The sequence below is a fragment of the Lysinibacillus sp. LK3 genome, from assembly GCF_001043675.1.
GTDB classification, from domain to species: Bacteria; Bacillota; Bacilli; order Bacillales_A; family Planococcaceae; genus Lysinibacillus; species Lysinibacillus capsici.
Genome location: NZ_LDUJ01000022.1, coordinates 23,579 through 48,298 on the forward strand (window position 1 = coordinate 23,579; position 24,720 = coordinate 48,298).

The 24,720-nt window shown below is 38.9% G+C and carries 23 protein-coding genes and 1 riboswitch; of the genes, 20 read left to right on the forward strand and 3 right to left on the reverse strand.

The genetic code is table 11. The annotated features are described in order from the left end of the window. The first annotated feature begins 7 nt into the window (after nucleotides 1-7). Together VK91_RS16500 and VK91_RS16505 are read left to right on the forward strand one after the other, a co-directional pair. Nucleotides 8-1,696, forward strand: coding sequence for an FAD-binding protein (locus VK91_RS16500; protein WP_048394343.1), 1,689 nt, complete (start codon nucleotides 8-10; stop codon nucleotides 1,694-1,696). Between the two features lie 133 nt (nucleotides 1,697-1,829). Then, on the forward strand, nucleotides 1,830-3,443 hold the full coding sequence (locus tag VK91_RS16505; RefSeq protein ID WP_048394344.1) for a GNAT family N-acetyltransferase: 1,614 nt from the start codon (nucleotides 1,830-1,832) through the stop codon (nucleotides 3,441-3,443). A gap of 38 nt (nucleotides 3,444-3,481) precedes the next feature. On the opposite strand, the gene VK91_RS16510 is transcribed toward VK91_RS16505, so the two are convergent. Next, nucleotides 3,482-4,099, reverse strand: coding sequence for a 3-ketosteroid-delta-1-dehydrogenase (locus tag VK91_RS16510; RefSeq protein ID WP_048394346.1), 618 nt, complete (start codon nucleotides 4,097-4,099; stop codon nucleotides 3,482-3,484). Between the two features lie 224 nt (nucleotides 4,100-4,323). Here VK91_RS16510 and VK91_RS16515 point away from each other — a divergent pair, with 224 nt between their 5' ends. The 9 genes from VK91_RS16515 to VK91_RS16555 all read left to right on the forward strand — a co-directional run bounded on the left by VK91_RS16515 (nucleotide 4,324) and on the right by VK91_RS16555 (nucleotide 14,141). Next, entirely contained in the window at nucleotides 4,324-5,925 is a 1,602-nt protein-coding gene (locus tag VK91_RS16515) for a Na/Pi cotransporter family protein (protein WP_231595706.1), read from the forward strand. 68 nt (nucleotides 5,926-5,993) lie between these two features. Next, the gene (locus VK91_RS16520; protein ID WP_048394350.1) at nucleotides 5,994-6,443 is read left to right on the forward strand and encodes an SACOL1771 family peroxiredoxin; all 450 of its coding nucleotides are present in this window, start codon (nucleotides 5,994-5,996) and stop codon (nucleotides 6,441-6,443) included. Between the two features lie 141 nt (nucleotides 6,444-6,584). Beyond that, nucleotides 6,585-7,220: a sugar transferase gene (locus tag VK91_RS16525; protein ID WP_048394351.1), complete on the forward strand. Its 636-nt coding sequence runs from the start codon at nucleotides 6,585-6,587 to the stop codon at nucleotides 7,218-7,220. 10 nt (nucleotides 7,221-7,230) lie between these two features. Further along, nucleotides 7,231-8,361, forward strand: coding sequence for a glycosyltransferase family 4 protein (locus VK91_RS16530; protein WP_175400733.1), 1,131 nt, complete (start codon nucleotides 7,231-7,233; stop codon nucleotides 8,359-8,361). 1 nt (nucleotide 8,362) lies between these two features. Next, entirely contained in the window at nucleotides 8,363-10,036 is a 1,674-nt protein-coding gene (locus VK91_RS16535) for a GNAT family N-acetyltransferase (protein WP_048394355.1), read from the forward strand. Next, entirely contained in the window at nucleotides 10,017-10,763 is a 747-nt protein-coding gene (locus VK91_RS16540) for a hypothetical protein (RefSeq protein WP_231595696.1), read from the forward strand. The genes VK91_RS16535 and VK91_RS16540 overlap by 20 nt, the downstream gene beginning before the upstream one ends. A 4-nt stretch (nucleotides 10,764-10,767) precedes the next feature. Then, on the forward strand, nucleotides 10,768-11,760 hold the full coding sequence (locus VK91_RS16545) for a polysaccharide deacetylase family protein (RefSeq protein WP_048394357.1): 993 nt from the start codon (nucleotides 10,768-10,770) through the stop codon (nucleotides 11,758-11,760). 391 nt (nucleotides 11,761-12,151) lie between these two features. After that, nucleotides 12,152-13,138, forward strand: coding sequence for an agmatinase family protein (locus VK91_RS16550; protein ID WP_231595698.1), 987 nt, complete (start codon nucleotides 12,152-12,154; stop codon nucleotides 13,136-13,138). Between the two features lie 115 nt (nucleotides 13,139-13,253). Then, the gene (locus VK91_RS16555) at nucleotides 13,254-14,141 is read left to right on the forward strand and encodes a 5'-3' exonuclease (protein ID WP_004228212.1); all 888 of its coding nucleotides are present in this window, start codon (nucleotides 13,254-13,256) and stop codon (nucleotides 14,139-14,141) included. A 90-nt stretch (nucleotides 14,142-14,231) separates the two neighbouring features. Here the strand turns inward: VK91_RS16555 and VK91_RS16560 are convergent, their stop codons facing one another. Next, complete coding sequence (locus VK91_RS16560; protein ID WP_048394361.1) at nucleotides 14,232-14,735, reverse strand: C39 family peptidase; 504 nt, start codon at nucleotides 14,733-14,735, stop codon at nucleotides 14,232-14,234. Between the two features lie 56 nt (nucleotides 14,736-14,791). After that, a complete protein-coding gene (locus VK91_RS16565; protein ID WP_081010969.1) occupies nucleotides 14,792-15,136 on the reverse strand; it encodes a thioredoxin family protein in 345 nt (114 codons plus the stop codon). A 353-nt stretch (nucleotides 15,137-15,489) separates the two neighbouring features. On the opposite strand from VK91_RS16565, the gene VK91_RS16570 reads away from it, so the two are divergent. The 9 genes from VK91_RS16570 to VK91_RS16610 all read left to right on the forward strand — a co-directional run bounded on the left by VK91_RS16570 (nucleotide 15,490) and on the right by VK91_RS16610 (nucleotide 24,697). Then, nucleotides 15,490-17,874 carry a 3-hydroxyacyl-CoA dehydrogenase/enoyl-CoA hydratase family protein gene (locus tag VK91_RS16570; protein ID WP_048394363.1) on the forward strand — a complete coding sequence of 795 codons (2,385 nt, stop codon included), beginning with the start codon at nucleotides 15,490-15,492 and terminating at the stop codon, nucleotides 17,872-17,874. Nucleotides 17,875-17,923: 49 nt separating this feature from the next. After that, nucleotides 17,924-19,096 (forward strand): acetyl-CoA C-acetyltransferase, encoded by a 1,173-nt coding sequence (locus tag VK91_RS16575; RefSeq protein ID WP_048394365.1) that lies wholly within the window; start codon nucleotides 17,924-17,926, stop codon nucleotides 19,094-19,096. A 126-nt stretch (nucleotides 19,097-19,222) separates the two neighbouring features. After that, a complete protein-coding gene (locus VK91_RS16580; protein ID WP_048394367.1) occupies nucleotides 19,223-21,007 on the forward strand; it encodes an acyl-CoA dehydrogenase family protein in 1,785 nt (594 codons plus the stop codon). Between the two features lie 183 nt (nucleotides 21,008-21,190). Next, nucleotides 21,191-21,547: an arsenate reductase family protein gene (locus VK91_RS16585; protein WP_004228225.1), complete on the forward strand. Its 357-nt coding sequence runs from the start codon at nucleotides 21,191-21,193 to the stop codon at nucleotides 21,545-21,547. Between the two features lie 81 nt (nucleotides 21,548-21,628). Next, the gene (gene gcvH, locus VK91_RS16590) at nucleotides 21,629-22,009 is read left to right on the forward strand and encodes a glycine cleavage system protein GcvH (protein WP_004228227.1); all 381 of its coding nucleotides are present in this window, start codon (nucleotides 21,629-21,631) and stop codon (nucleotides 22,007-22,009) included. 91 nt (nucleotides 22,010-22,100) lie between these two features. After that, nucleotides 22,101-22,442 (forward strand): hypothetical protein, encoded by a 342-nt coding sequence (locus VK91_RS16595; protein WP_004228229.1) that lies wholly within the window; start codon nucleotides 22,101-22,103, stop codon nucleotides 22,440-22,442. A gap of 14 nt (nucleotides 22,443-22,456) precedes the next feature. After that, nucleotides 22,457-22,768 (forward strand): thioredoxin family protein, encoded by a 312-nt coding sequence (locus VK91_RS16600; protein WP_048394370.1) that lies wholly within the window; start codon nucleotides 22,457-22,459, stop codon nucleotides 22,766-22,768. A gap of 56 nt (nucleotides 22,769-22,824) precedes the next feature. Next, nucleotides 22,825-22,928, forward strand: a riboswitch (SAM riboswitch). Nucleotides 22,929-23,010: 82 nt separating this feature from the next. Then, nucleotides 23,011-24,039: a methionine ABC transporter ATP-binding protein gene (locus VK91_RS16605; RefSeq protein ID WP_004228232.1), complete on the forward strand. Its 1,029-nt coding sequence runs from the start codon at nucleotides 23,011-23,013 to the stop codon at nucleotides 24,037-24,039. Beyond that, nucleotides 24,029-24,697, forward strand: a complete 669-nt coding sequence (locus VK91_RS16610; RefSeq protein WP_004228234.1) for a methionine ABC transporter permease — start codon at nucleotides 24,029-24,031, stop codon at nucleotides 24,695-24,697. Before VK91_RS16605 ends, VK91_RS16610 begins: the two co-directional genes overlap by 11 nt. The last annotated feature ends 23 nt before the right edge of the window (nucleotides 24,698-24,720 follow it).

The following is a 24,720-nucleotide window of genomic DNA, read 5'->3' on the forward strand; positions in this document are numbered from 1 at the left end:
TGGTTGAATGAAATGGGATGCTAGTTATGATGTAGTAGTAGTAGGCTCTGGTGCAGCGGGATTGACAGCAGGTTTAACAGCAAAGTTACAAGGAATGAAATCATTAGTGATCGAAAAAACAGATTGCTATGGTGGTGCTTCTGCTATTTCAGGTGGTGCTTTATGGATTCCTAATAATCATATCATTAAAGGTGCAGGTGTCCCAGATACACATGAACTTGCACGCCAATATCTAGATTCAACAATCGGTGATCGTGTGCCAGAAGATCTAAAGGAAACTTATATTACGAGAGGGCCTGAAATGTTACGCTTTTTATACAATAAAACAAAGCATATGCGCTTCCAATATGCAAAAGGCTACTCGGATTATTATCCAGAAAAACCAGGTGGGTTGTCACAGGGACGCTCCATTGAACCACTTATTTTCGATTTAACAAAAATGGGCTCTTTAGCAAATTCTATGCGTCGTGCAACTCTATCAACAAAAGGCTTCACGATGAATAGCTACGAGTTTCATAAAGTGAATATGATTACCCGGACGCTAAAAGGTAAAACTACTGCACTGAAATTAGGGGCGCGTTTAGTCAAGTCAAAGGTAACTAAGAGCGATCCAGTAGCCTTAGGAGAAGCTTTAATTGCACGTTTACGCCTCTCCCTTGCAGAAGCAAATGGTGAGCTTTGGCTATCAACGGCCTTTAAAGATTTCATTATGGGCAAAGGAAGAGTAATAGGAATTATTGTGGAAAGAGATGGACAAGAGCTTAAAATTGAGGCAAAGAAAGGTGTTGTTCTGTCATCAGGTGGCTTCTCACATAATCAGACACTTCGTGAAAAGTATTTACCAAGTCCTACGAATGCTGCATGGACTTCTTCTCCAGAAGGTCAAACAGGTGACATCCTTGAACCTGGCGTAAAAATTGGTGCAACGTTGGATTTAATGGATAAAGTATGGGGAGCCCCTTCTGTTATTGATCCACAAGGACATCCATTCTTCCTTGTGGCAGATCGTGGCGTGCCCAATATGATTGTAGTGGATAGTGCAGGGCAACGTTTTGTCAATGAAGCGGCTCCATATCATGAATTCGTGGATACGATGTATAAGCATCAAGAGGTCACACAGCAGGCAGTTCCTTCCTGGATATTAATTGATGCTTCAGCTAAAAGCCGTTATATTTTTACAGGATTGTTCCCAGGACAGGCATTCCCGAAAAGTTGGTTTGAGCATGGAGTTGCAAAAAGTGCGGAAACGATTGAAGAGCTTGCCAAACAAATGGAAGTGCCAGCGGAGAACCTAGTAGCAACGGTGAATCGTTTTAATGACTTTGCGCGGAACGGACATGATGATGATTTTTATCGAGGAGATAGTGCCTACGATAATTACTACGGGGACCCGACACTACCAAATCCAAATTTAGCAGAAATCAAGAAAGCACCATTCTATGCATTGCGTCTATATCCTGGAGACATCGGCACAAAAGGTGGCCTCGTAGTAGACGAATATGCTCGTGTAATAAAGGAGAATGGCGAACCCATTGAGGGGTTGTATGCTTCTGGCAATTGTTCAGCGTCTATCATGGGGGAAACGTATCCTGGCCCAGGCGCAACCATTGGGCCTGGTATGACACTAAGCTTTGTGGCGACAGCACATATGGCCAATGCAGTGACAAAAGATGAGGTATCACTTGTAAACGTGTAAATGAAACGAAGCCCTTCCTTTCTAATAAGGAGGGGTTTTTACGTTGGTGTAATGTTCTAATACTTTCTTGCTAGGAATATAGTGGCTACTAAATGTATGGCGATGATCACATGAAAAGGAGCGATTTAGTTCATTGCTAGCTTATAAACTCATAACGACTATCGAAGAGTTAGAGCCCTATCGGAGCACTTGGTCAGAGATTCTTGAAAAAGAGTATAATAATAACCCTTTTATTGAGTATGAATGGATTTCAACATGGTGGACAACGCTCGGGATTCATGACAATGTCAAAATTTACATAGTGGAGCATCAAGGTATAGCGGTGGCCTTTTTTCCGTTAGTGCATTCTGTACGATTTGGTACAATCCATTATTTCAGCTTTTTAGGACAAGGTTTTGCGACCTATATGGAAGTGATTGCTGATAAGGAGTGGTTAGAACCTTCCATTACGTTTCTTTTGAAGGAGTTTTCACGAAAATATAAGCGTTATTTAATCGTGTTACATGGATTATTAGAAAGTAAAAATACCTCTCAAGAATTAGAAAAATATGCGATTGAATATCAGATGCCTCATTCGATTTTTCGAACTGTCACATCTTATATTGATTTCCAAACCATTCCTATGGAAACATTTCTAAAGATGCATCGTAAGAAATTCAAAAGCCTTAAACGGCGTGAAAACAAATTAAAGTCTCTTGGTCATGTCGCCTTTCAGGAAGTGAATCACAATCATCTACAAGACATGTTTACGTTATTCAAGAGAAGATGGCAAAAGAAAATTGATAAAAGTGGCTTTACTGAAAAGCAAACTCGTCTATTTTATGAGCAGCTAGCTAAAACCAACAGTAAGGAGCTTCGCGTAGAAGTCGATAGCTTACAATTTGAAGGGCAGTGGATTGCTTTTACAATTGACCTATGCTGTAGAGAGCGCAATTTTTGTCAGGCAATGGGCCATGAGCCAGATTTTAATCTATTTGGTCCAGGACGCCTCATTGAAAAAGAGAATATGCTAAGAGCACATCAAGCTGGCTATCGTTATTATGACTTAGGAAGTGGCTATGAGCCATATAAGTTTGAATGGTATACACATATTGATTTTACTAGGAAGTTTGTAATGAGTACAAAAGGAGTTAAAGAGCGTAGTATTCGATTATGGATGGTCATGCGTGATCGCCTAAAAGGGCTATTAACGAATAATCATCAGCTAGTAAAATTGAAGCGAGACCGATTAGGAGAACTGCGTTATTTTCTGAAGCATGCAAGCACGAAAGATTGGCTAAGAGCTTTTACAAAAATGTTCCAACGAATGCTAGCCATTCATATTTTAGAAGTTTATATTGCAAAGCAACAACAGAGTAACGGAAATGTGAGATTTCAAGAATTATCAATGAAAGACATCATGACAACGAAGGATCGAGCGAAAAATGTTACAGATTTCTATAAGGGCTATCGACTCTTTGCAGATAGCGATCATGTCATCTATAAGCAACACGATCAAACGGTAGCCGAAGAAACGGTTAACTATTCCTATGAGCTGTCAGACAATATGTCGTTTATAAAAGAATATGATAGCTTGCGACTAGAGGAGATCGTTGCAGATGTGCAGCGGGAAGGGAGAGCAGTCTGTACAATAGTCCCTTGGTATAAGAGAACCAGACGAAGAAAGCTCATGCAGGCAGGCTTCCATAAAGTAGCTAAAATTAATATAATAAAGATTTTCAAGTGGCAAAAAATATACGATATCTAAATAACAACACCCTCAGCATATTTGCTGAGGGTGTTTCATTAAAAATGAATACCAGGTTTATCAATTAGCTTACAGCCTGTACCATACTTGGCTTTTAAGGCACCTCTGAAAAGAGTGTGCTCCAGCTCTGGGAATGTCTGTTTCCAAAGTTCAAAGACATTATGGCTAGATGCTTTGCCGTCCTTTGTTAAGCGCGCAATATGGAAGCCATATTCATCATTACAGCGAGCCAATGGGCGGTTTTCTCTTACTGTAATAATTCGACCACTTGCCGTCATTTCATATAAGCCTTCATAGCCAGCAATCGCACGGCTTTCTTCTTGTCCTTCAACTAAAGGCTTTTCTTCATGTGGTGCTACTTTTTCCTCTGTCGTTGCTTCTTGTTCAGAAGATTGAGTTTCTTTAGCGCTGTTTCCTGCTGGTAGTTGTTCAACAATTACAAAATCTTTTTTAGAAGCTTTATCGCTCATTGTCGCCATCACGTTCATGATAGAGCCTACATAGCGTAATGGTTTTTCTCTTCCTTCTTCGAAAACAAAAATATTATACTCGGTTTTATTAATCTTTTTCATAATAATATTACCCGTTGTAATAGTAAAACCGATGAATTTGTTCTTTTTAAGTGCTTGTATTGCTTCTTGCTTTGTTAAAATCATTTTGAAAATCTCCTAAAGAATTATTTATTCTATTCTACCATAAAAATTATCACATTGTTTTTCGTAAAATAATGGATGATTTTGTACAATGCAGGGAAATATCCCTATTTTCTCAAAATTAATAATGGTACTATTAAGAATGTTTGGGGAATAAAACTCCTTTAAAAAGGAGCTTTCATAAGAGAGATACAATTTTAGTAGGGAGTGTTGATAGGTTGATCAATGTGCTTGGGGGCATAGGTTTATTTTTACTTGGAATGACGATGCTAACAAACGGTTTAAAGGAATTGGCAGGAGATGCCTTGAAAAAATGGCTCAATCGTTTTACAGGTGGGACCATTAGCTCGGTACTATCTGGTACATTTATGACAATGCTTGTACAATCCTCCACGGCCACGACCTTGATTACGATAGGTTTTGTCAGTGCTGGACTTCTTACATTTGTCCAATCGATTGGCGTTATTATTGGCGCCAATATCGGGAGTACGAGTACTGGTTGGATTATTTCATTAATCGGCTTTAAGATCAATATGCAGACAATGTCACTACCTTTTATTGCGCTTGGTGTATTTGTCCAATTGCTCGCACCACGTGATTACAAAGCAATTGGAGGGCTAGTGACTGGTTTTGGCTTATTATTTTTAGGTATTGATGTTCTTCAGGGAGGAATGGCTGCGGTACAAGATAAAATTCCATTCGATTCATTTAGTGCAAATTCTATTAGTGGAAAACTAGTTTTAATTGTTTTGGGTCTTATCATGACGGTTATTATGCAAGCTTCTAGTGCTGCAATAGCGGCCACTTTAACAGCTTTATATGCAGGTGCTATTGATTTTGAACAGGCTGCTTATTTAGTCATTGGTCAAAATATCGGGACGACAGCTACAGCGTTATTTGCTGCGATTGGTGCATCAACAGCTGCAAAACGAACAGCTGTGACACATGTAATGTTCAATGTAGTCACTGCTATACTAGTGACATTGGGTGCAAGGTTTTTGTTTGCTCTTACAGAGTTTGTCACGAAATCCATCAATGGTAGCTTTGATGAAACACTCGGCATTGCTGTTTTCCATACATTATTTAGTGTGATTGGCGCGATACTCTTTGTGCCATTTGTTCGTCCTTTTGCAAAGGCCATTGAAAAAATGATCCCTGAAAAAGGAAATTATTTAACTCGTAATTTAGATAGTAGTGTTGCCAAACTACCTGGAGTTGCTGTAGAGGTATCCTTTAATACATTGCAAGATATTACTAAGGAAATGACGACAGTACTCGTTTCCCTTATTCAAGGAAAAAAACGCACAGCTGAAACAGACAGTAGATTGGCTCAAATAGATGAGGCAATCGAAAAAACACGTTTATTTATGGATGCTATTCAATCTTCCTCTCAAAAAGAACGGTATAAGCATATTGCCCTTTTACATGCTTTAGACCACTTATATCGTTTGTCAAAGGCATTACGTGAGCAACATCCAAATGCCTTTCAATTACAGGAGACATTAACCCAAAAGTGGTTAGAGGTATTGGAAAAAGTACTACTAATCATTGATGAGGATGAACGTCTACCTGAGATTGCTACCTTGCTTGAGGTTACTTCCTCTGAAATGGCTACGGTGCGTCGTGATAAACGAAACGCATACTTTGAGCACACTGTTGAAAATGTGGTAGAGTTAGAGACAGCTGTATCGAAAGTGGAGACTTTGCTGTGGATTGATCGACTTGTCTATCACTATTGGCGTACGACCGCTCGTCTTGCAGAGTACCAAACCGTGACTAAGAAAGGTCGTCATATTGACACAGAAAAAAATACAGTAACAGTTGAATAAATGGAATGCTCGTCTTACGTTTGTAAGCGGGCATTTTTCTTCGCTTTACAAATAAAGGAGGATCTAGAATGGTTCAGCATAAATTTACAATGGACTTAACTTGGTCAGAAGGAAGAAACGGTACAGGAAGTATCCAAGCTAGTAATTTGCAAACACAAATTTCTATTCCTCGGGAAATGAATGGACCTGGCATTGGTACAAATCCAGATGAAATGCTTTTAGGGGCAGCTGCAACCTGTTATTTAATTACACTAGCTGCTTTATTCGAAAGGTCAGAAATAGATGTACTGGAATTATCCATGCAGGCCCATGGATTTGTTAGTGTAGAAAATGGCATTTTTACGTATGAAAAAATTGTCCATAAACCGACTATTATTGTGCAAGAGCTAACAGAACATCTTGAAAAAAGACTTCTACGCTTAGCACACAAGGCTGAACAAACATGTATGATCAGTAAAGCATTAAAAGGTAATGTTGTAATTGAATGTGATGTTCAAATTTTTGAAGCAAGCATATAATAAGACAGCAAGAGTTATTCAGCAAGTAACGCTGATATAACTCTTTTTTTCATAATATAAGCACTTTTTCTAAAATAGTTCTAGAAATGTTCAAAATGAATATATAGAGTTAAGTGCTAAAAAAATGCAAAGGATGATGTATTGCACGTTCAGACAGCTCAGAATCTCACATTCTATGGTCAGTACGGCAAAAGAATATTCGATATTATTGGGGCATTATTTTTGCTTTTTATAACAATTCCTCTAATGCTAGCTATATTCCTCATTTTACTCATAACGACAGGTCGCCCCATTTTTTTTAAACAAATCCGAACTGGCCTCGATCATCACCGCTTTGTGATTTGGAAGCTACGAACAATGTGTATTCAGGCAGTTCCAGTCAATATGCCGACTATTTGTGCTGATGGTATCCCTGATGATTATTATTTTAAAACAGAGCAAGATACACGCATCACAAAAGTGGGCGCTATTCTTCGAAAACTCAGTATTGATGAAATTCCACAACTTTTAAATGTGTTAAAAGGTGATATGAGCATTGTAGGTCCACGTCCTGAAGTACCAACGATCACGAATGCATATAATTCCTTACAGGCTCGGCGTTTGGAGGTAAAGCCAGGATTAACAGGCCTCGCTCAAATTAATGGTAGGTCGAATATTTCACATGGACAAAAAATATCATATGACATTGAATACGTTGATCATTATTCCTTTTGGTTGGATGTCCAAATTTTGTTGAAGACAATTTATGTTGTCGTTGCACGCACAGGTGCTTATTAAAAAATAAGGAGTGGCCATACTGAAGATCGTTCAGCTTATTACACGAATGGATAAAGTTGGAGGTGCGCAAAAACATGTGGAGGCACTTGCTATCCACTTAAAACAGGATGGGCATGATGTCACAGTAGTGACGGGCTCCTACCAACCATCACTGTGGCACTTACAAGAGCATAAAATCCCTGTTATCAGTATATCTGCTCTTCAACGGGCTATTCATCTAGCGAAAGATCTTCAAGCATTTTGGCAATTAAGAGCCGTTTTCAAACATCTACAACCAGATGTTATAGCCACCCACTCCTCTAAGGCTGGTGTGATTGGTCGCATAGTTGGTAGGTTGTTACAAATTCCAACTATTTTTACGGCACATAGCTGGAGCTTTACAGAAGGTGTTCCTTACAAGAAAAAGCTATTCTATCAACGGATGGAAAGATCAATTCAGCCATTTACGACAAAAATTATTACAGTGTCTGAATATGATCGGGAACTAGCACTAATGAAAAAGGTCGCTCCTGCTCATAAATTGCTGACTATTCACAACGGCATTGACCCTATCGAGAGAAATAAGACAACTGAAAAGATATGCATGGAGCAGCCAGTCATTGTCATGGTTGCTCGTTTTGAAGTGCCTAAAAGACAAGATGTCCTGTTAAAGACTTTAGCGGAACTGACAGATATCCCTTGGCACCTTCAATTGATTGGAGATGGTTCTCTGCGTCCAGCTTTAGAACATTTCGTTGAACAAAATCGATTATCAAATCGTGTAACATTTTTAGGTAATCAATTAGACGTTCATTCTTATCTTGAGAAAGGCCACCTATTTGTTCTGTTATCAGATTGGGAAGGCTTGCCGATTTCGATTATTGAAGCGATGCGTGTAGGACTTCCTATTATTGCAACAAATGTAGGTGGTGTGAAAGAGCTTATTATTGATCATGACAATGGGTTTTTAGTGGAGCGAGAGAATAATGAATTATTGAAGAAGCGGCTGCATCAATTATTAATGGATGCTCCTTTAAGAGGGGAAATGGGGACGGCAAGTGAGCAGCGTTATTTACAGTACTTCACCTTCATCCCCATGTATCAAAAAACATTAATGGTTTATCAACAGGCTGTTTCAGAACTAGTAAAGAAAGGGGATTAAATTGCAATTAATTCGCATTAGAACTGATGATGAACTTATGTGGTACAAGGAAATTTGGGATGCCATTTTAGAAGAAGAGAACAATGATAATCCATTTATAGAATTTGCTTGGTTTTATAATTGGTGGCAAATTGTAGGACGGAAAGAGCGTGTAGAGCTTTACGCCATTGAACATGAGGGGACAATTAGGGCCTTTTTTCCTTTTACAGTGTCTATTCGTTGGGGGGTAAGGGTGTATGCTTTTGCGGGAGAAAACATCGCCAATTATACAGGGGTTGTGGCTAAAAAGGAATGGTTACAGCAAGTTACAACCTTTGTTTTTGATGAGCTCATTAAAAAGCATAGGCATATTCTTTTTTCCTTGCATGGGTTATTAGAAAGCAAGGTGTCTACTAAGATCTTAGAGCAATACTTTGTAGAAAGACAATTACGTACAAGCCTGTTCCGAGTTGTGACACCCTATCTTGCTTTTTCAGAAATTGATTTTCAGCGCCATTTCAATCAACGTCGAAAAATGCATGGCGTTGATCGACGAGAACGAAAACTAAGAAATTTAGGCTCCTTAGAAAGACGTGAGGCTTCACAGGACGAGCTTTGGCAAATGTTTCGGTTATTTGATCGACGATGGGCAAAAAAACTAGATACAAGTGGCTTTACAAAAGGCAAGAAAAGAGATTTTTTTGAGCGTTTAACGATGCTTAAAGGTGAGGCGTTACAGGTAGAGGTCGATGCTCTTTTCTTTGAAAACCAGTGGATTGCTTTTACCTATGGATTATGCTGTCGTGGCCGCTATGTAACCTATGCCCTTGCACATGAGCCAACTTTTAATTTATTTGGTGCTGGTCGGATAGTCACTCAGGAAGCCATCCAGCGAACGTTTACTGCTAACTATCGCTTATATGATATGAGCATAGGCTATGAGTCTTATAAATTTGATTGGCGCTCAGACATTGATTTTACAAGACAGATGCTTGCTAGCAGCGGTACGAAACGTACAAATCTACTGGCAGGTTTTTTATCGTTAAAGCAAAGGCTCAAAGAATTTATGAAAGGGAACCAACGAGTCGTAGATTGGAAGCGTAACACACTGGGCCATTTACGATATTTAGTAAAGTATGGAAAGGTAAAAGATTGGCTAGAATATGGACAACAATTCGTAGAAAAATTTATTCGTTTGAAACAAGTGGAGCTGTTTGAATTATCCCCATCAGATGACGTATCACCACAGCAACCTGTCGGAAACTTATTTGAAGAAATGTCGATTCAGGAAGCGATGCAACTTGATCAGGAAGAAGTCATGGCCCTCCTTTATAAGGGATATAAGATTTATAAAGACTCCTTTGCGGAAACGAATAAGCTGGCGTTTGCATTACATGCCACAAACTGGCGAGTGGATTCAATGCAAATTGTAGAAGGCTTACCGAAGCAAACCTATTTTTTAGCCTATGATGTTTTCAAACAAATCGACATTATTACAGCTTTTTTACGGAAAATAAAACCAGCACAAACATTGTGGGTATCGGTAAGTTTTTGGCAATGGCGCAAGCGCAAGCGCTTAGTACAACTAGGCTATAAACCTATTTCTCGAATGAAACATTATAAACTTGCTCGTTTTGAGCGACACCGTGTAGAAAAATATACAGAGAGTGGGGGCGATGTACATTCTGTCCATTAAAAGTAAGCGATGGAATATCGCAATGCAGCATTTTTATTTTCTCGAAAAGCCAGCCAATTTTCGAAAGTCTATGAAAGTTGTAGGCTATACGCATTCATTAGTACCAAGTCGGAAGCTTGTAAAAAGCGAAACGATTCACATTTATTTGCAAGAGCATGAGCTTTCATTGTATTTAGCACTGTCTGAAGGTAATCGTAAAATCTTACGACGTGCCCAAAAAGAATCCTATCAAGTCATTTTGTATAAAGAGCCATCCATAGAAAATTTGAAAGCCTTTCAGCAATTTTACAATCAATTTGCCAAAAGAAAAAAAATTGAAGCAATCGGCAAGTCGCAAATGGAAACCATTCTGCTCCTCAATGAACAGGGTGCCTTATTATTATCGGAGATCCAGAGTTTTTGTGGACAGACATTATGTTATCGATTAGATATTGTGCATGAGAAAAAAGCGATGTCTTATTTTGAGGCAACATGTCATGCAACCGCATTGCCTGCACAATTAAAACGTCCTTTCCGTTATGCAAATCGGTTTTTAATTTGGCATAACCTGCTACACCTAAAGGAGCAAGGTTTTGTCTTATATGATATGGGAGAATTAACGGACAATCGAAATGTACGAGCCTTTAAATTAAGCTTTGGTGGCCAGGTTGTTCATGTTTACTCAGGCTACATTATCCAATCAAAAATACGTGCACTTTTACTAGGTGTGCAAAAATGGAGGAAGTAGCAACATGAATGGTGGGGGTCTCGTTATTTCATTAGATTTTGAGCTGAATTGGGGTGTCCATGACGTATTTCGTTATGGCCAATACAATAAAAACCTATATGGTGTCCGTAAAGCCTTGCCCAGGATACTAGCAATATTTGAGCAATATGACATCCATGCAACTTGGGCTACAGTTGGATTATTGTTTGCTGAATCAAAGGCAGAAATGGCTCATTATTTGCGAGGTATCCCTGTGAAATATGAAAATATGCGCTTTGCAGCACATACACAGCTTGCAAAAGTTGGCGAAAATGAACAAGAAGATCTCCTGCATTTTGGTAAATCATTAATTGAGAAAATTAAACGTACACCACATCAGGAAATAGGAAGTCATACCTTTTCTCATTTTTATTGCTTGGAGAAGGGCCAAACGAAAGCAGCCTTTTGTGCAGATTTACATGCAACCAAAACAATTAGTGACGGTTATACTGCGCCTATGAAATCGATTGTCTTTCCTCGTAATCAAGTAAACAAAGACTATTTTACAGCATGTTTAGAAGCGGGGTATGTTTGCTATAGAGGCACCGAAAATCATGAGCTATATGACGCACAAAAGTTTACGAAAAAGGGAAGACTTTTAGGTGCTAAGAAGTGGTTAGATAGCTATTGGAATATAACTGGTCATCATTTCGCCACCTTGGAAGAAATGCAAGAGGAGCAACTGATTAATATTCGATCAAGTGCTTTTTTAAGGCCATACTGTAGTCCATTACGTATATTCGAAAATTTAAAAGTAAAGCGAATAAAGGAAGGCATGCTCAAGGCTGCACAGGCACAAGCCTTTTATCATTTATGGTGGCATCCTCATAATTTTGGCAAGCATATTGATAAGAATTTGGCGATGCTAGAAGAACTATTAAGTTATCATCAAGAACTGCGTAGTCAATATAATTTTCAAAGCTATTCCATGTATGAGGTAGCAGAACTTTGTGAAAGCCTTTCGAAACAGCAGAAGTAGTAATGGAAGAGCTCTCTGTACGAAGAGTTGGTAAAAAAGAGGTTTGCTCTCTGAAGAGTAATTAAAGTGCTTGCAAACGAGAGAAAGTCATTTATTAAGAGTGTCAAAGCGCTCAAGGTAGGTGAACAACACTCAAAAAGTTGAGAACAGCCACAATCTCCTAACAAAAGAAACATGTAATTTCTGAGCAAACTGATTTCAAGTTTGCTTTTTTTGTTTGATCAAAAGAATATTTTCAATATAAGAGAAAAAAAGAAAAACTTTGACGAAAATCATTGTACGAATGGTACTATTACTATAAAGAAAATATGTTAGGACATTTACAGGGGAGCACCAAGTGATTTAGGTCAATTGAACTTGAATGGAAAAGAGAAGAAGGTGGTAGATGAATATGTTTATACAATCAGAATGCCAATGGAAGCAGGAGAATGGATCAGCTATGCATCAGTGGATAAAGCAGCAAACAAATCCGAATCCGAATGAGGTGGATATTGTCGTATATGGAGCGCTTTTATCATATACCAATGGTGCGTCGTCAAAAGCGCAATACCCAACAGCCTTTCGTAAGGCTTGGCCAGGTTTTCAATCATATAATTTAGATGAGCAGGTGAATTTACGTGCCCTTTCAGTTGTGGATATTGGAGATGTGGCGATTCTAGAAAATGATCGAATGCTTTCGGAATCTGCCATCGAGGCTGCTGCAGAAAATTTAAGTATAGCCTTTCAAAGAAGTTTTACTTGTTTGATTGGGGGAGATCATACTATTACAGCGCACTCCATAAAAGGTATAAAAAATGCCTTCCCACAGGATCGCATTGGCATCATTCAGATTGACACGCATTTAGATGCAAGAAACCAAGAGGAAATTGGTTTAGCACAAGATTCTCCAATTCATCAGTTAATTGCAGCAGGGGTTGTGGAGGGGAGACATGTCTATAATGTCGGTTTGCATGGCTTTTTCAATTCACCCGAAATGATTCATTATGCTAAAGAACAAGGCATTCATATGATTACGTTAAAGCAAATGCGGCGTGATGGTATTCAACTCACAATACGTGAAATGCTGCGTCAGCTTATGTATGAAGTAGATCGCATTTATGTGTCTGTGGATTTAGATGCACTTGATATTGTATTTGCCTGTGATGTTCCTGCAGCTTCACCTGGTGGTTTAACGGCTTATGAGTTATTCGATATCCTCAAGATTATTGGCGAAAATGAGGGTGTTCGCCATATTGATTTTGTTTATGCTGATCCTAAAGAAGGTATACTACGTCCAGAAACTGTTAAAATCGGTGTAACTGCATTTTTGCAATGGTTGACAGGCATTCAACTAGATCATCGCAATCGTATCTCGAAAAAAGGAAAGGTTATGTTGTAAAGCAAGTGTATTTCCGAGTATTAACAATGCTGATTTTTAAAAGTTTGCTATAATGTTTAAATAGAAAACAATAAATAAATACAAACTTTGTATTGTAATAGAGAGGAAATTTATGATGACAACAAAACCCAGATTATTGATTGTCGACGGTATGGCACTGTTATTCCGTTCTTTTTTCGCTTCGGCTGCCATGGGGCATTTTATTCGCTTGGCGGATGGAACACCTACGAATGGGGCCCAAGGATTTGTGCGACATGTTCTAACAGCACAAACTATTATGAAGCCAACACATATGGCTGTTTGCTGGGATATGGGCGCACATACATTCCGCAATGATTTATTTGATGGCTATAAAGCGAATCGCCCAGCACCTCCAGAGGAAATGCTACCACAATTTGATATGGCGAAAAATTTATCGCAGCAAATGGGCTGGCAAAATTTCGGAGTAAAGGGCATGGAGGCAGATGATTTAATTGGCTCCATGATAACGAAATGGCAGGACGAGGCAGACATTACGGTCATTAGTGGTGATAAGGATTTACTTCAGCTTTTAAGGCCATCTACAGAAATTGCGTTTATGAAAAAGGGCTATACAGAATACGATATTTATACACATGCTCGCTTTAAAGAAGAATATTGTATTGAACCTTCACAGTTTGCACAGGTGAAAGCCTTTATGGGTGATTCAAGTGATGGCTATCCAGGTGTGAAAGGGATTGGCCCAAAACAAGCGTTAACGCTTATTCAAACATATGGCTCAATAGACAAAATACTGGCATCACTCGGTGAATTGAAGCCAGGTCAAAGAACAAAAATTCAAGATAATTTAGATATGTTGCAGCTATCACATGAGCTTGCAACGATTCAAACCAATGTACCAATTGACGCTGATTTTACAAGCCTTGTGTTACCAACTTACGAACCACATATTTTTAAAGCAATAGAAGAGCGTGGCTACACACTAATTGCCAAGCACGCCCGTTCTTTGTATTCGCTTATTTAATCAATCATCGCAGAGTATAGTCATATGCTCTGCTTTTTTTATTGTAAGGAAAAGAATAGAGAGCAAAAAGAAGGCTAATCGATATTTGCTCTAGTAAGGAACCATTTTCACGAAGGATAATACCTTTTCGTTGTCTTTATAGAGAGCCTGACGAATTTGGCTATCACGTTGTGGACCACCATTATCATGGAATATTAGCAATAGCTCATCATTTTTTATCTCATAGCCTATAAGCGGTACCCAATGATAAGCAAAGGTTGATTTTTTATCACGCCACTGAAGGCTAAAATAGCGATCAAAACGCATAGCAACTGGTCGACCTGCGTCAATTTCCTGTAGAGCTTCCTTTAATGAACATGTTCGAATATCCCACGTTGGAAGCAATTGACGAAGATTGTGAATCAGTCTCCATTTGAATAAGCCAATTTTTGTACCACCAAGCAGTTTATATAGCTCATTAATAGAAGGAGTTGACTCATTTAAAAATTTTAAGATGACATGAATCGTAGTAGGTCCACAGGCAGAATTGCGATAGCTTGGTGCAATGGAAATCTCATATTGTGAAGCCCCTCGTAGTGCCAATTGTTGACGCATAATAAACTCCTTTCAAAAAGAGCTGCATTTCAAGAAGAAATGCAGCTCTCTCGCCATTATTGTTGAGCAGATAAAAATTCTGTTACTTGCTGAGGTGTTTTTGCATTTGCACTATGTAAGTGTGCAAGTTTTTCACCATTTTGGAAAATCAATAGACTTGGAATTCCCATAACATCGTACTTATCAGCGATTTCTGGAAGCTCGTCTCGGTTTAGCTCATACCAGTCATATTGGTTGTACTCTTCAATGATTGGATCGATGAACATATTCATACGTGTGCAATCAGGGCACCAGCCAGCATAAAATTTCACTAAAACTTTTTGGTCGCCAGCGATTAATTCGTTAAATTGTTCTGCAGTAGTAATAGTTTTCATTAAGTATTCACTCTCCTTGCTTTCCATTCTACACATTTTTCTCGCAATCTGAAAGTTTTCTGTTTGGTCGTTTCAATCGCTACTTCTTGTCCTCTTTTAGCTCGTTAAAAACAAAAAAAGATGTATACTGCAAAAATAATTCTTGAAAAAAGATTGCTAAATTAGACAAAATAATCTACACTAAAAACAGAAAAGTAGTTTTATCTTCATTCATTGAGAAGTGTCATTTTGGAGCGAAGATAAACCTTAGTCGTGCTTGGTTGAGTGGAGGGAATCTCATTCAACAAAAGGACAAAAAATTCACTAAGGAACACTTGATATTTTTTTGGCCAAAAAATGAATGGCTATTCATTCAATGGGAGAATAAGGGGGAATTGCTTGTGACTTACAACATTAAAAAAGCAGCTGTTCTAGGTTCTGGGGTGATGGGCTCTGGAATTGCAGCACATTTAGCAAATATCGGTATACCAACATTACTATTGGATATAGCACCGAAGGAACTGACGCAAGAGGAAGAAGCAAAAGGCCTTTCTTTAGAGCATCCAGCTGTTAGAAATCGTATTGTAAACGGAGCTTTGCAAAAGTTATTAAAGCAAAAGCCAGCACCACTTACTTCTAAGAAAAATTTATCACTACTAACGGTTGGCAACTTTGAGGATGATCTAGGGAAACTAAAAGACGTCGATTGGATTATTGAGGTTGTTGTAGAAAATTTATCAATTAAACAAAGTCTTTACGAAAAAATTGATGCTGTTCGTACACCAGGAACAATCATTAGTTCAAATACATCAGGTATTAGCATTAATGCGATGGCAGAGGGGCGCTCAGATGATTTCCAAAAGCATTTTCTTGGCACACACTTTTTCAACCCACCTCGCTATTTAAAATTATTAGAAGTGATTCCTGCCAATACAACTGCACCTGAAGTAGTTAGCTTCATGAAAACGTTTGGGGAAGATGTGCTTGGTAAAGGTGTTGTACTTGCAAAAGATACACCAAACTTTATTGCCAACCGCATTGGAACATATGGTTTACTTGTCACTCTACAGGAAATGTTAAAAGGTGGTTACTCTGTTGGTGAGGTAGACTCTGTAACAGGTCCGCTTATCGGCCGTCCAAAGTCTGCAACTTTCCGTACGCTAGATGTAGTTGGTTTAGATACATTCATTCATGTAGCGAAAAATGTTTACGATCAAACAACAGGTGAGGAGCAGCAAGTATTTGCAGTACCTGAATTTTTACAAAAAATGGTCACGAACGGTTGGCTAGGAGCAAAATCGGGTCAAGGTTTCTTCTTAAAACAAGGAAAAGAGATACATGAGATTGATCCAGCAACCTTAACGTATAGTCCAGCCAAAAAATTAAAAACACCTTCTATTGAAATGGCAAAACAAACTCGTGGATTGGCCAATAAAGTGAAGGCGTTAACCTATGCAAAGGATCGTACAGGTGAGCTATTATGGGGGATTTTTGCACCAACGCTCCTTTATTCTGCACAGCTACATGGGGAGATTGCAGATGATATCGTAGCCATTGATAACGCGATGAAATGGGGATTCGGCTGGCAACAAGGGCCATTTGAGATTTGGGATGCTATAGGCGTAAAAGATTCTGTGGCGAAAATGGAGGCTGAGGGCCGAGAGGTACCTGCTTTTGTCAAAGAGATGTTAGCAAATGGCGTGGAGACATTCTATACAGAATTAGACGGAGATTTAGCTTACTATAATGGTTCACAATATGTGAAAGTGCCAGTCAATGAAAAAGAGATTAATTTAAAACGTTATAAGAAAAAGCATGGTGTGATTAAATCAAACACAGGTGCTAGTTTAATAGATTTAGGGGATGGAATTGCATTACTGGAGTTCCATTCGCAATCCAATGCAATCGGCTTGGATATTATTCAAATGATTAACTTTGCGGTAGATGAAGTAGAGGCTAACTATAAGGGCTTAGTCATCGGTAATCAGGGGAAAAACTTCTGTGTTGGGGCAAATCTAGGAATGATTTTGGTAGAAGCACAGGATGATAATATTTTTGAGCTAGATTTCGTCATTAAAGCATTCCAAGATGCTATGCAGAAAATTAAATATTCACGTAAGCCTGTTGTAGCAGCACCTTTTGCCATGACATTAGGCGGGGGAGCAGAGGTTTGCTTACCAGCTGCACATATTCAAGCAACAATGGAAACATATATGGGCTTAGTGGAAGTAGGGGTTGGATTAATCCCAGGTGGAGGCGGAAATAAAGCGCTCTATCAGAAATTCCTAAAGGGCTTACCAAATGGCGTAGAGGTAGACTATCAACATATTGCTAATAAAGTATTTGAAACAATTGCGATGGCGAAGGTTTCAACATCTGGTGAGGAAGCACGTGAAAATAATTTCCTAAACTTTGCGGATGGTATTTCAGTTAATCCAGATCATCAATTGTATGATGCGAAGCAGGCGGCATTAGCACTTTACGAAGCGGGCTATCAACCACCTGTACCAACAAAAGTGCCAGTGGTCGGTGCATCAGGCTATGGTACATTACTCATCGGTGCGCAAGGGATGTTTGAGTCAGGCTTTATTAGCGAACATGATTTAAAAATTGCTAAAAAATTAGCTTATGTTATTGCAGGTGGAAAGGTTCCGTACGGCACATTAGTCGATGAGCAATATTTATTGAACTTAGAGCGTGAGGCATTCCTTAGTCTTGTTGCTGATCCGCTATCACAGCAGAGAATGCAACACATGCTGTTAAAAGGTAAACCACTTCGTAACTAATTGACGAAATAGATCAATCTTGCACATGAAACAAAGGGGGATTAATACGATGCGTGAAGCCGTTATTGTAGCAGGAGCACGAACTCCAATTGGAAAAGCAAAAAAAGGTTCTTTAGCAACAGTAAGACCAGATGATTTTGGTGCTGTTGTAGTCAAGGAAACATTGAAAAGAGCAGGCTATGAAGGGCCAATTGATGATTTAATTTTAGGCTGTGCAATGCCAGAAGCAGAGCAAGGAATGAATGTAGCACGTAGTATTGGGGCACTTGCTGGATTACCAGATACAACGCCTGCTCTGACAATCAATAGATTTTGCTCATCAGGTTTACAGGCAATTGCTTATGCAGCGGAGCGAATTATGCTAGGACACTCAAAGGCTATTCTTGCTGGTGGTGTAGAATCCATGAGTATGGTGCCAATGGTAGGGAATACACCACGTTTAAATCCGACTTTAGCAGAAACGGCTCCACAGTATTATATGGGCATGGGGCATACAGCTGAGGAAGTAGCTCGTCAATATAATGTTAGTCGTGAAGACCAAGATGCTTTTGCTGTTCGCTCGCATGAGCTTGCTGAAAAGGCAATTAAAGAAGGTAAATTCAATGATGAAATTGTACCAATTGAAGTGGAACAGCACTACGTAGACGATAACAATAAACCACAAGTGAAAAAATTCACATTCAGTATGGATGAAGGTGTACGTCCAGGTACATCAGTTGAAGGTTTAGCCAAACTACGTCCAGCTTTCCACGTAAAAGGCAGTGTAACGGCGGGCAATGCCTCTCAAACTTCTGATGGTGCAGCAGCTGTACTAGTAATGGATCGTGAAGAGGCTGTCAAGCAAGGACTGACACCAATTGCAAAATTCCTAGGCTTTGCAGTTGGCGGTGTACCTCCTGAAGTAATGGGTATCGGGCCTATCGTGGCAGTGCCAAAAGTGTTGGAAATTGCAGGTTTATCCATCGAAGATATTGATTTATGGGAAATCAATGAAGCATTTGCTTCACAGTCATTACAGGTGGTACGTCATTTAGGCATCGACCAAGAGAAAGTCAATGTCAATGGTGGAGCGATTGCATTAGGTCATCCACTAGGCGCAACGGGAGCTATTTTAACATTAAAGCTAATTCATGAATTGAAGCGTCAAGGGAAGAAATATGGTGTAGTGACAATGTGTATTGGTGGCGGCATGGGTGCTGCTGGCGTATTTGAAATTCTATAATTTTTGCTAGATCAGCTTGAGGTGTACTGTTTACGGTTGCCTCCGAACATTGTATACGTCAAGCTTTTCTATACATGATCATTAGGGGAATCAACTAACAAAAAGATATATTGGGAGGAATTAATCATGACTGAAAAAACAACTGATTTCATTAAAGGCGGCGGATTTCTTATTGAAGATGTGGAATTAGATCGTGTATTTACACCGGAAGATTTCACTGACGAGCATAAAATGATTGCTAAAACAACAGAGGAATACGTTGCAAATGAAGTTTTACCAGTAGTTGAAAATTTAGAGCACCATGAATTTGAGCATTCAGTGCGTCTCCTAAAAAGTGCAGGCGAATTAGGCTTACTTGGAGCAGATGTGCCTGAAGAATACGAAGGGCTAGGATTAGACAAAGTTTCTTCAGCTTTAATCGCTGAAAAAATGTCTGTTGCAGGTGGTTTCTCTATCACACATGGTGCTCACGTTGGTATTGGGTCATTACCAATTGTTCTATTCGGTAATGAAGATCAAAAGAGAAAATATTTACCTAAGCTTGCTTCAGGTGAATTAATCGCTGCCTATGCATTAACAGAGCCAGGTTCAGGTTCAGATGCTCTAGGTGCAAAAACGACTGCAAAATTAAATGAAGCTGGCACACATTATATTTTAAATGGTGAAAAACAGTGGATTACGAATGCAGGCTTTGCTGATGTATTTGTGGTCTACGCAAAAATTGATGGCGATAAATTCTCCGCCTTTATCGTAGAACGTGCCTACAATGGTGTTTCAGTTGGTCCTGAAGAAAAGAAAATGGGGATTAAATCATCATCAACTCGTACATTAGTATTGGAAGATGCGGAAGTACCTGTAGAAAATCTATTAGGCGAAATTGGTCGTGGGCATATCATTGCGTTCAATATTTTAAACATTGGTCGTTATAAACTAGGCGTGGGCACAATTGGCGGATCGAAACGTGCATTGGAGTTAGCTATTCAGTATACAAACCAACGTCAGCAGTTTAAGACAAAGCTTTCTGATTTCAATCTGACAAAAGAGAAATTATCAACGATGGCTTCGCAATTGTATGCTTCAGAATCATTAAACTATCGTACTGTGGGTCTATTTGAGGATCGCTTAAGCCAATTAAGCCTAGAAGAGCAAAAGCAAGGAAAAGTGATTGCAGGTGCGATTGCTGAATATGCTATTGAATGCTCTATTGCCAAAGTATTCGGTTCAGAAACATTAGACTATATTGCAGATGAAGCAGTACAACTTCATGGCGGTTATGGCTTTATGGCTGAGTATGAGGTAGAGCGTATTTACCGTGATTCTCGTATTAATCGAATTTTTGAAGGTACAAACGAAATTAACCGCATGATTGTACCTGGTACATTTATGAAAAAGGCGCTAAAAGGTGAGCTGCCATTATTACAAGTTGCTCAAAATTTACAGCAAGAGCTGCTTATGCTAATGCCAGAGGAAATCGGTACAGAGCCGTTAGCACAAGAAAAATATTTAGTGAAAAATGCCAAGAAGATTGCTGTTTTAGCTGCAGGATTAGCAGCACAACGCTTTGGTGCAAAACTTGATCAAGAGCAAGAAGTATTGGTAAACATTGCGAATATAGCTAACCAATTATTTGCAATGGAATCAGCTGTCTTACGTACAGAAAAAGCAATTGCTCGTGACGGTGCTGAAAAAGCACATCAAAAATTGCTATACACACAAATTTTCTGCCAAGAAGCATTCGCAGAAATCGAAAAAGAAGCAAAAGACACAATTCTTGCTTCAGCGGATGGCGATGCAGCCCGTATGACATTATCTGCACTGCGTAAGCTAACGCGTAATAATCCATATAATTTAATTGCGAAGAAGCGTGAGGCTTCCGTTAAATTAATTGATGCTGAAAAATATATTGTTTAATAGTGCAAATTTAACCTAGCTATCTGCAAAAGATAGCTAGGTTTTTTTTATGAGATGGATAATCGTAAAAGGAGCGGATAAATTTGCACAACTGGTGGATAAACTTACAAAAAAGAGTGAAGTTCACCATTGAAAACAACTATGATGGTATACTACAGAAAAAGACAGAAGAGGAGCATTGTAATGACGATTCAATTTTTCCATTATCCGAAATGTACAACATGTAAAAAGGCACAGAAGTGGTTAAATGAGCATGAGGTTTCCTATGAAGAGGTACATATCGCAGAGCAACCTCCCACTAAAGAAGAATTAACAGCTATTTGGCAAGCTAGTGGACAGCCTTTGAAGAAATTTTTTAATACCTCAGGCATGAAATATCGTGAGCTTGGCTTAAAGGACAAGTTAGCGGAAATGACGGAGGATGAGCAGCTTGAGCTACTTGCTTCAGATGGCATGTTAATTAAACGTCCCATCGTGACAGATGGAAAAAAAGTTACTTTAGGTTTTAAAGAAGTAGATTTTGAGCAAGCTTGGAAATAACCGTATTAAACCTTGTATTTATAGGAGAAGTATGGCACACTGAAAGTGAATATATTACATATTTATGGAGGGGTTTTTTGCATGAGCACACCTAAAGACTTACGATACTCTGAAGAACATGAATGGGTAAAAGTAGAAGATGGAAAAGTACGTATTGGTATTACTCACTTCGCACAATCTGAATTAGGAGATATCGTATTCGTTGAGCTTCCACAAGTTGGCGACGAAATCAAAACAGATGATCCATTCGGTAGCGTAGAATCAGTAAAAACTGTTTCTGAATTATATGCACCAATCTCAGGTACTGTAGTTGAAGTAAATGCAGATTTAGAAGATAGCCCAGAATTCGTTAATGAATCACCATATGAAAAAGCATGGATGATCGTTGTTGAGCCTGCTGACGCATCAGAAGTTGAGAAACTAATGACAGCAGAGCAATACGAAGAAATGATCGCTGAATAAGACAAGCCATAATCGAAAAACGTCGGAAACTACCGGCGTTTTTTGTTATATAATGACTTATAAGTGGGGATCTCTAAATGGAGGTGGCGTAATGTTCGAGGGAAAATGCTTGATAGTAGAAGGGCGCTCAGATAAGCTACAAATTGAGCCTATTTTGAATGAGAATGTTACAATACTATGTACGAATGGTACAATTGGTGTGCATCAATTAGAAGAACTACTGGATCCCTATGAGGGCTGTGAGCTATTTACTTTTTTTGATGCAGATACTTCTGGTGATAAGCTACGTGCATTAATGGACAGACATTATCCAGAGGCTGAGCATCTGCGCACAATGCCAACATACAAGGAAGTAGAAACGACACCAAGAAAAGTGCTAGCAATGATTTTACTGCGTGCACATTTTTCAATCCATAATGAATATATTTTGTAAGGTTGCGTGAGTAAATGGAAGAATGGTCAATAGAGCAGTGGGAAGCGGCTAAACAGTCGGGAGAGAAAACTGCATTTTATTTATATACACCGATGTGTGGAACGTGTGCAGTGGCATCTAAAATGATGTCCATTATTGAGCAATTACTGCCACAGCTACAAATGGGTAAAGCAAATATCAACTTTTTGGAACACATAGCTTATGAGCATCAAATTGAAAGTGTTCCCTGTCTACTCATCAGTGATGGCGGAAAAGTGACAGAAAAGATTTATGCTTTTCAATCCGTACCATTTTTATATGAATTGTTAAAAAAATCAATTGACTGAACTTTACTAGCGTGGTAAAGTATCAAATATATTATTAAAACATTAAATATATCGAACTCTTATGAAGAGTGGCGGAGGGAAGTGCCCTATGAAGCCCGGCAACCATCACAATGTGAAAAGGTGCCAAATCACCCAAAGATTTTTCTTTGAAAGATGAGAGAACGGTTTAACGTATCATACGTGACCCCTTCTACTTGTCTGTGAGTGAAGGGGTTTTCTATATGAGAAAAGGAGTATTCGCTATGATCCAGCTTCAAAATATTACAAAGAAATACAAAACAGCAAATGGCGAATTAACGGCAGTCAAAGACGTCAACCTTACTATTAATAAAGGTGAAATTTTTGGCATTATCGGCTATAGTGGTGCTGGTAAAAGTACCATGATTCGTTTATTAAACGGTTTAGAGAAACCGACAGCAGGAACAGTAACGGTGAACAATCAAGAATTTTCATCGATAAAAGGGCAAAAGCTTAGAGCAGCTAGACAAAAGGTAAGTATGATTTTCCAGCATTTTAATTTACTTTGGTCAAGAACAGTTGCCGAAAATATTGCATTCCCTTTAGAAATCGCAGGCTTCCCAAAGGCTCAACGTGAAGCGCGTGTGAAGGAATTAATTGCCCTTGTAGGCTTAGAAGGGCGCGATAAGGCATATCCATCCCAGCTTTCCGGGGGACAAAAGCAGCGTGTAGGAATTGCACGTGCATTAGCGAATAATCCAGAGGTTTTACTATGTGATGAGGCGACATCCGCACTTGACCCTGAAACAACGGATGCCATTCTTGATTTACTCGTAGATATAAATGAACGCTTAGGCTTAACAATCGTCCTGATTACCCACGAAATGCATGTCATCCGCAAAATTTGTCATCGTGTAGCGGTGATGGAGGCAGGCGAAATTGTGGAACGTGGTGAGGTATTACAAGTCTTCCAAGCCCCACAGGCGGCTATTACTAAGAAGTTTGTATCTCAAATTACCGACACTAAGGAAACACAAGATACGGTAGCACAAATTAAAACAAACTATCCAACTGGACAACTTGTCAAATTGATTTTTGTTGGTGAAAAAACAGAACAGCCTGTCATCTCACATCTTGTGAAACAATTTGATGTAGAAGTAAGTATTGTTCACGGAAATATTTCACAAACAAAAAATGGTGCATATGGTACATTGATTGTGCAAATTGATGGCTCTCAGACAAACGTCACTGAAGCCCTTCGTTATTTAAATACAGTGGAAGTACAGACGGAGGTGATTGAAAATGCTAACTAATCTCTTTCCGAATGTAGACTGGGAAAATATGTGGCAAGCTACGTATGAAACTTTATACATGACAGCTATATCAACGGTTGTGACATTTATTCTTGGGTTAGTCATTGGTATTGTTCTATTTTTAACTAGCCCCAATCAGTTATGGGCAAATAAAATCGTTAACTTTTTAACAGGATCACTCGTTAATATTTTCCGTTCCATTCCATTTATCGTATTAATTATTTTATTAATTCCATTTACGAAGTTTTTACTAGGTACAATTCGCGGTGCCAATGCGGCATTACCTGCTTTAATTATCGGTGCAGCACCGTTTTATGCTCGTATGGTATTAATTGCGTTACGTGAAATTGATAAAGGTGTGATTGAAGCAGCCCGTTCAATGGGAGCAAAAACTTCTACAATTATTTGGAAAGTATTGGTTCCGGAATCATTACCAGCTTTGATTTCTGGTATCACTGTAACGGCTGTTGCTCTTGTAGGTTATACAGCGATGGCAGGAATTATTGGTGCAGGTGGTCTTGGTAACTTAGCTTTCTTAGACGGCTTCCAGCGAAATCGCCAAGATGTGACATTAATGGCAACTATTTTGATCTTAGTAGTCGTATTTATTATTCAATGGATTGGTGATTTAATTACTGAAAAAATTGATAAACGCTAGCACGAAAATGAGGTTATTCCGGT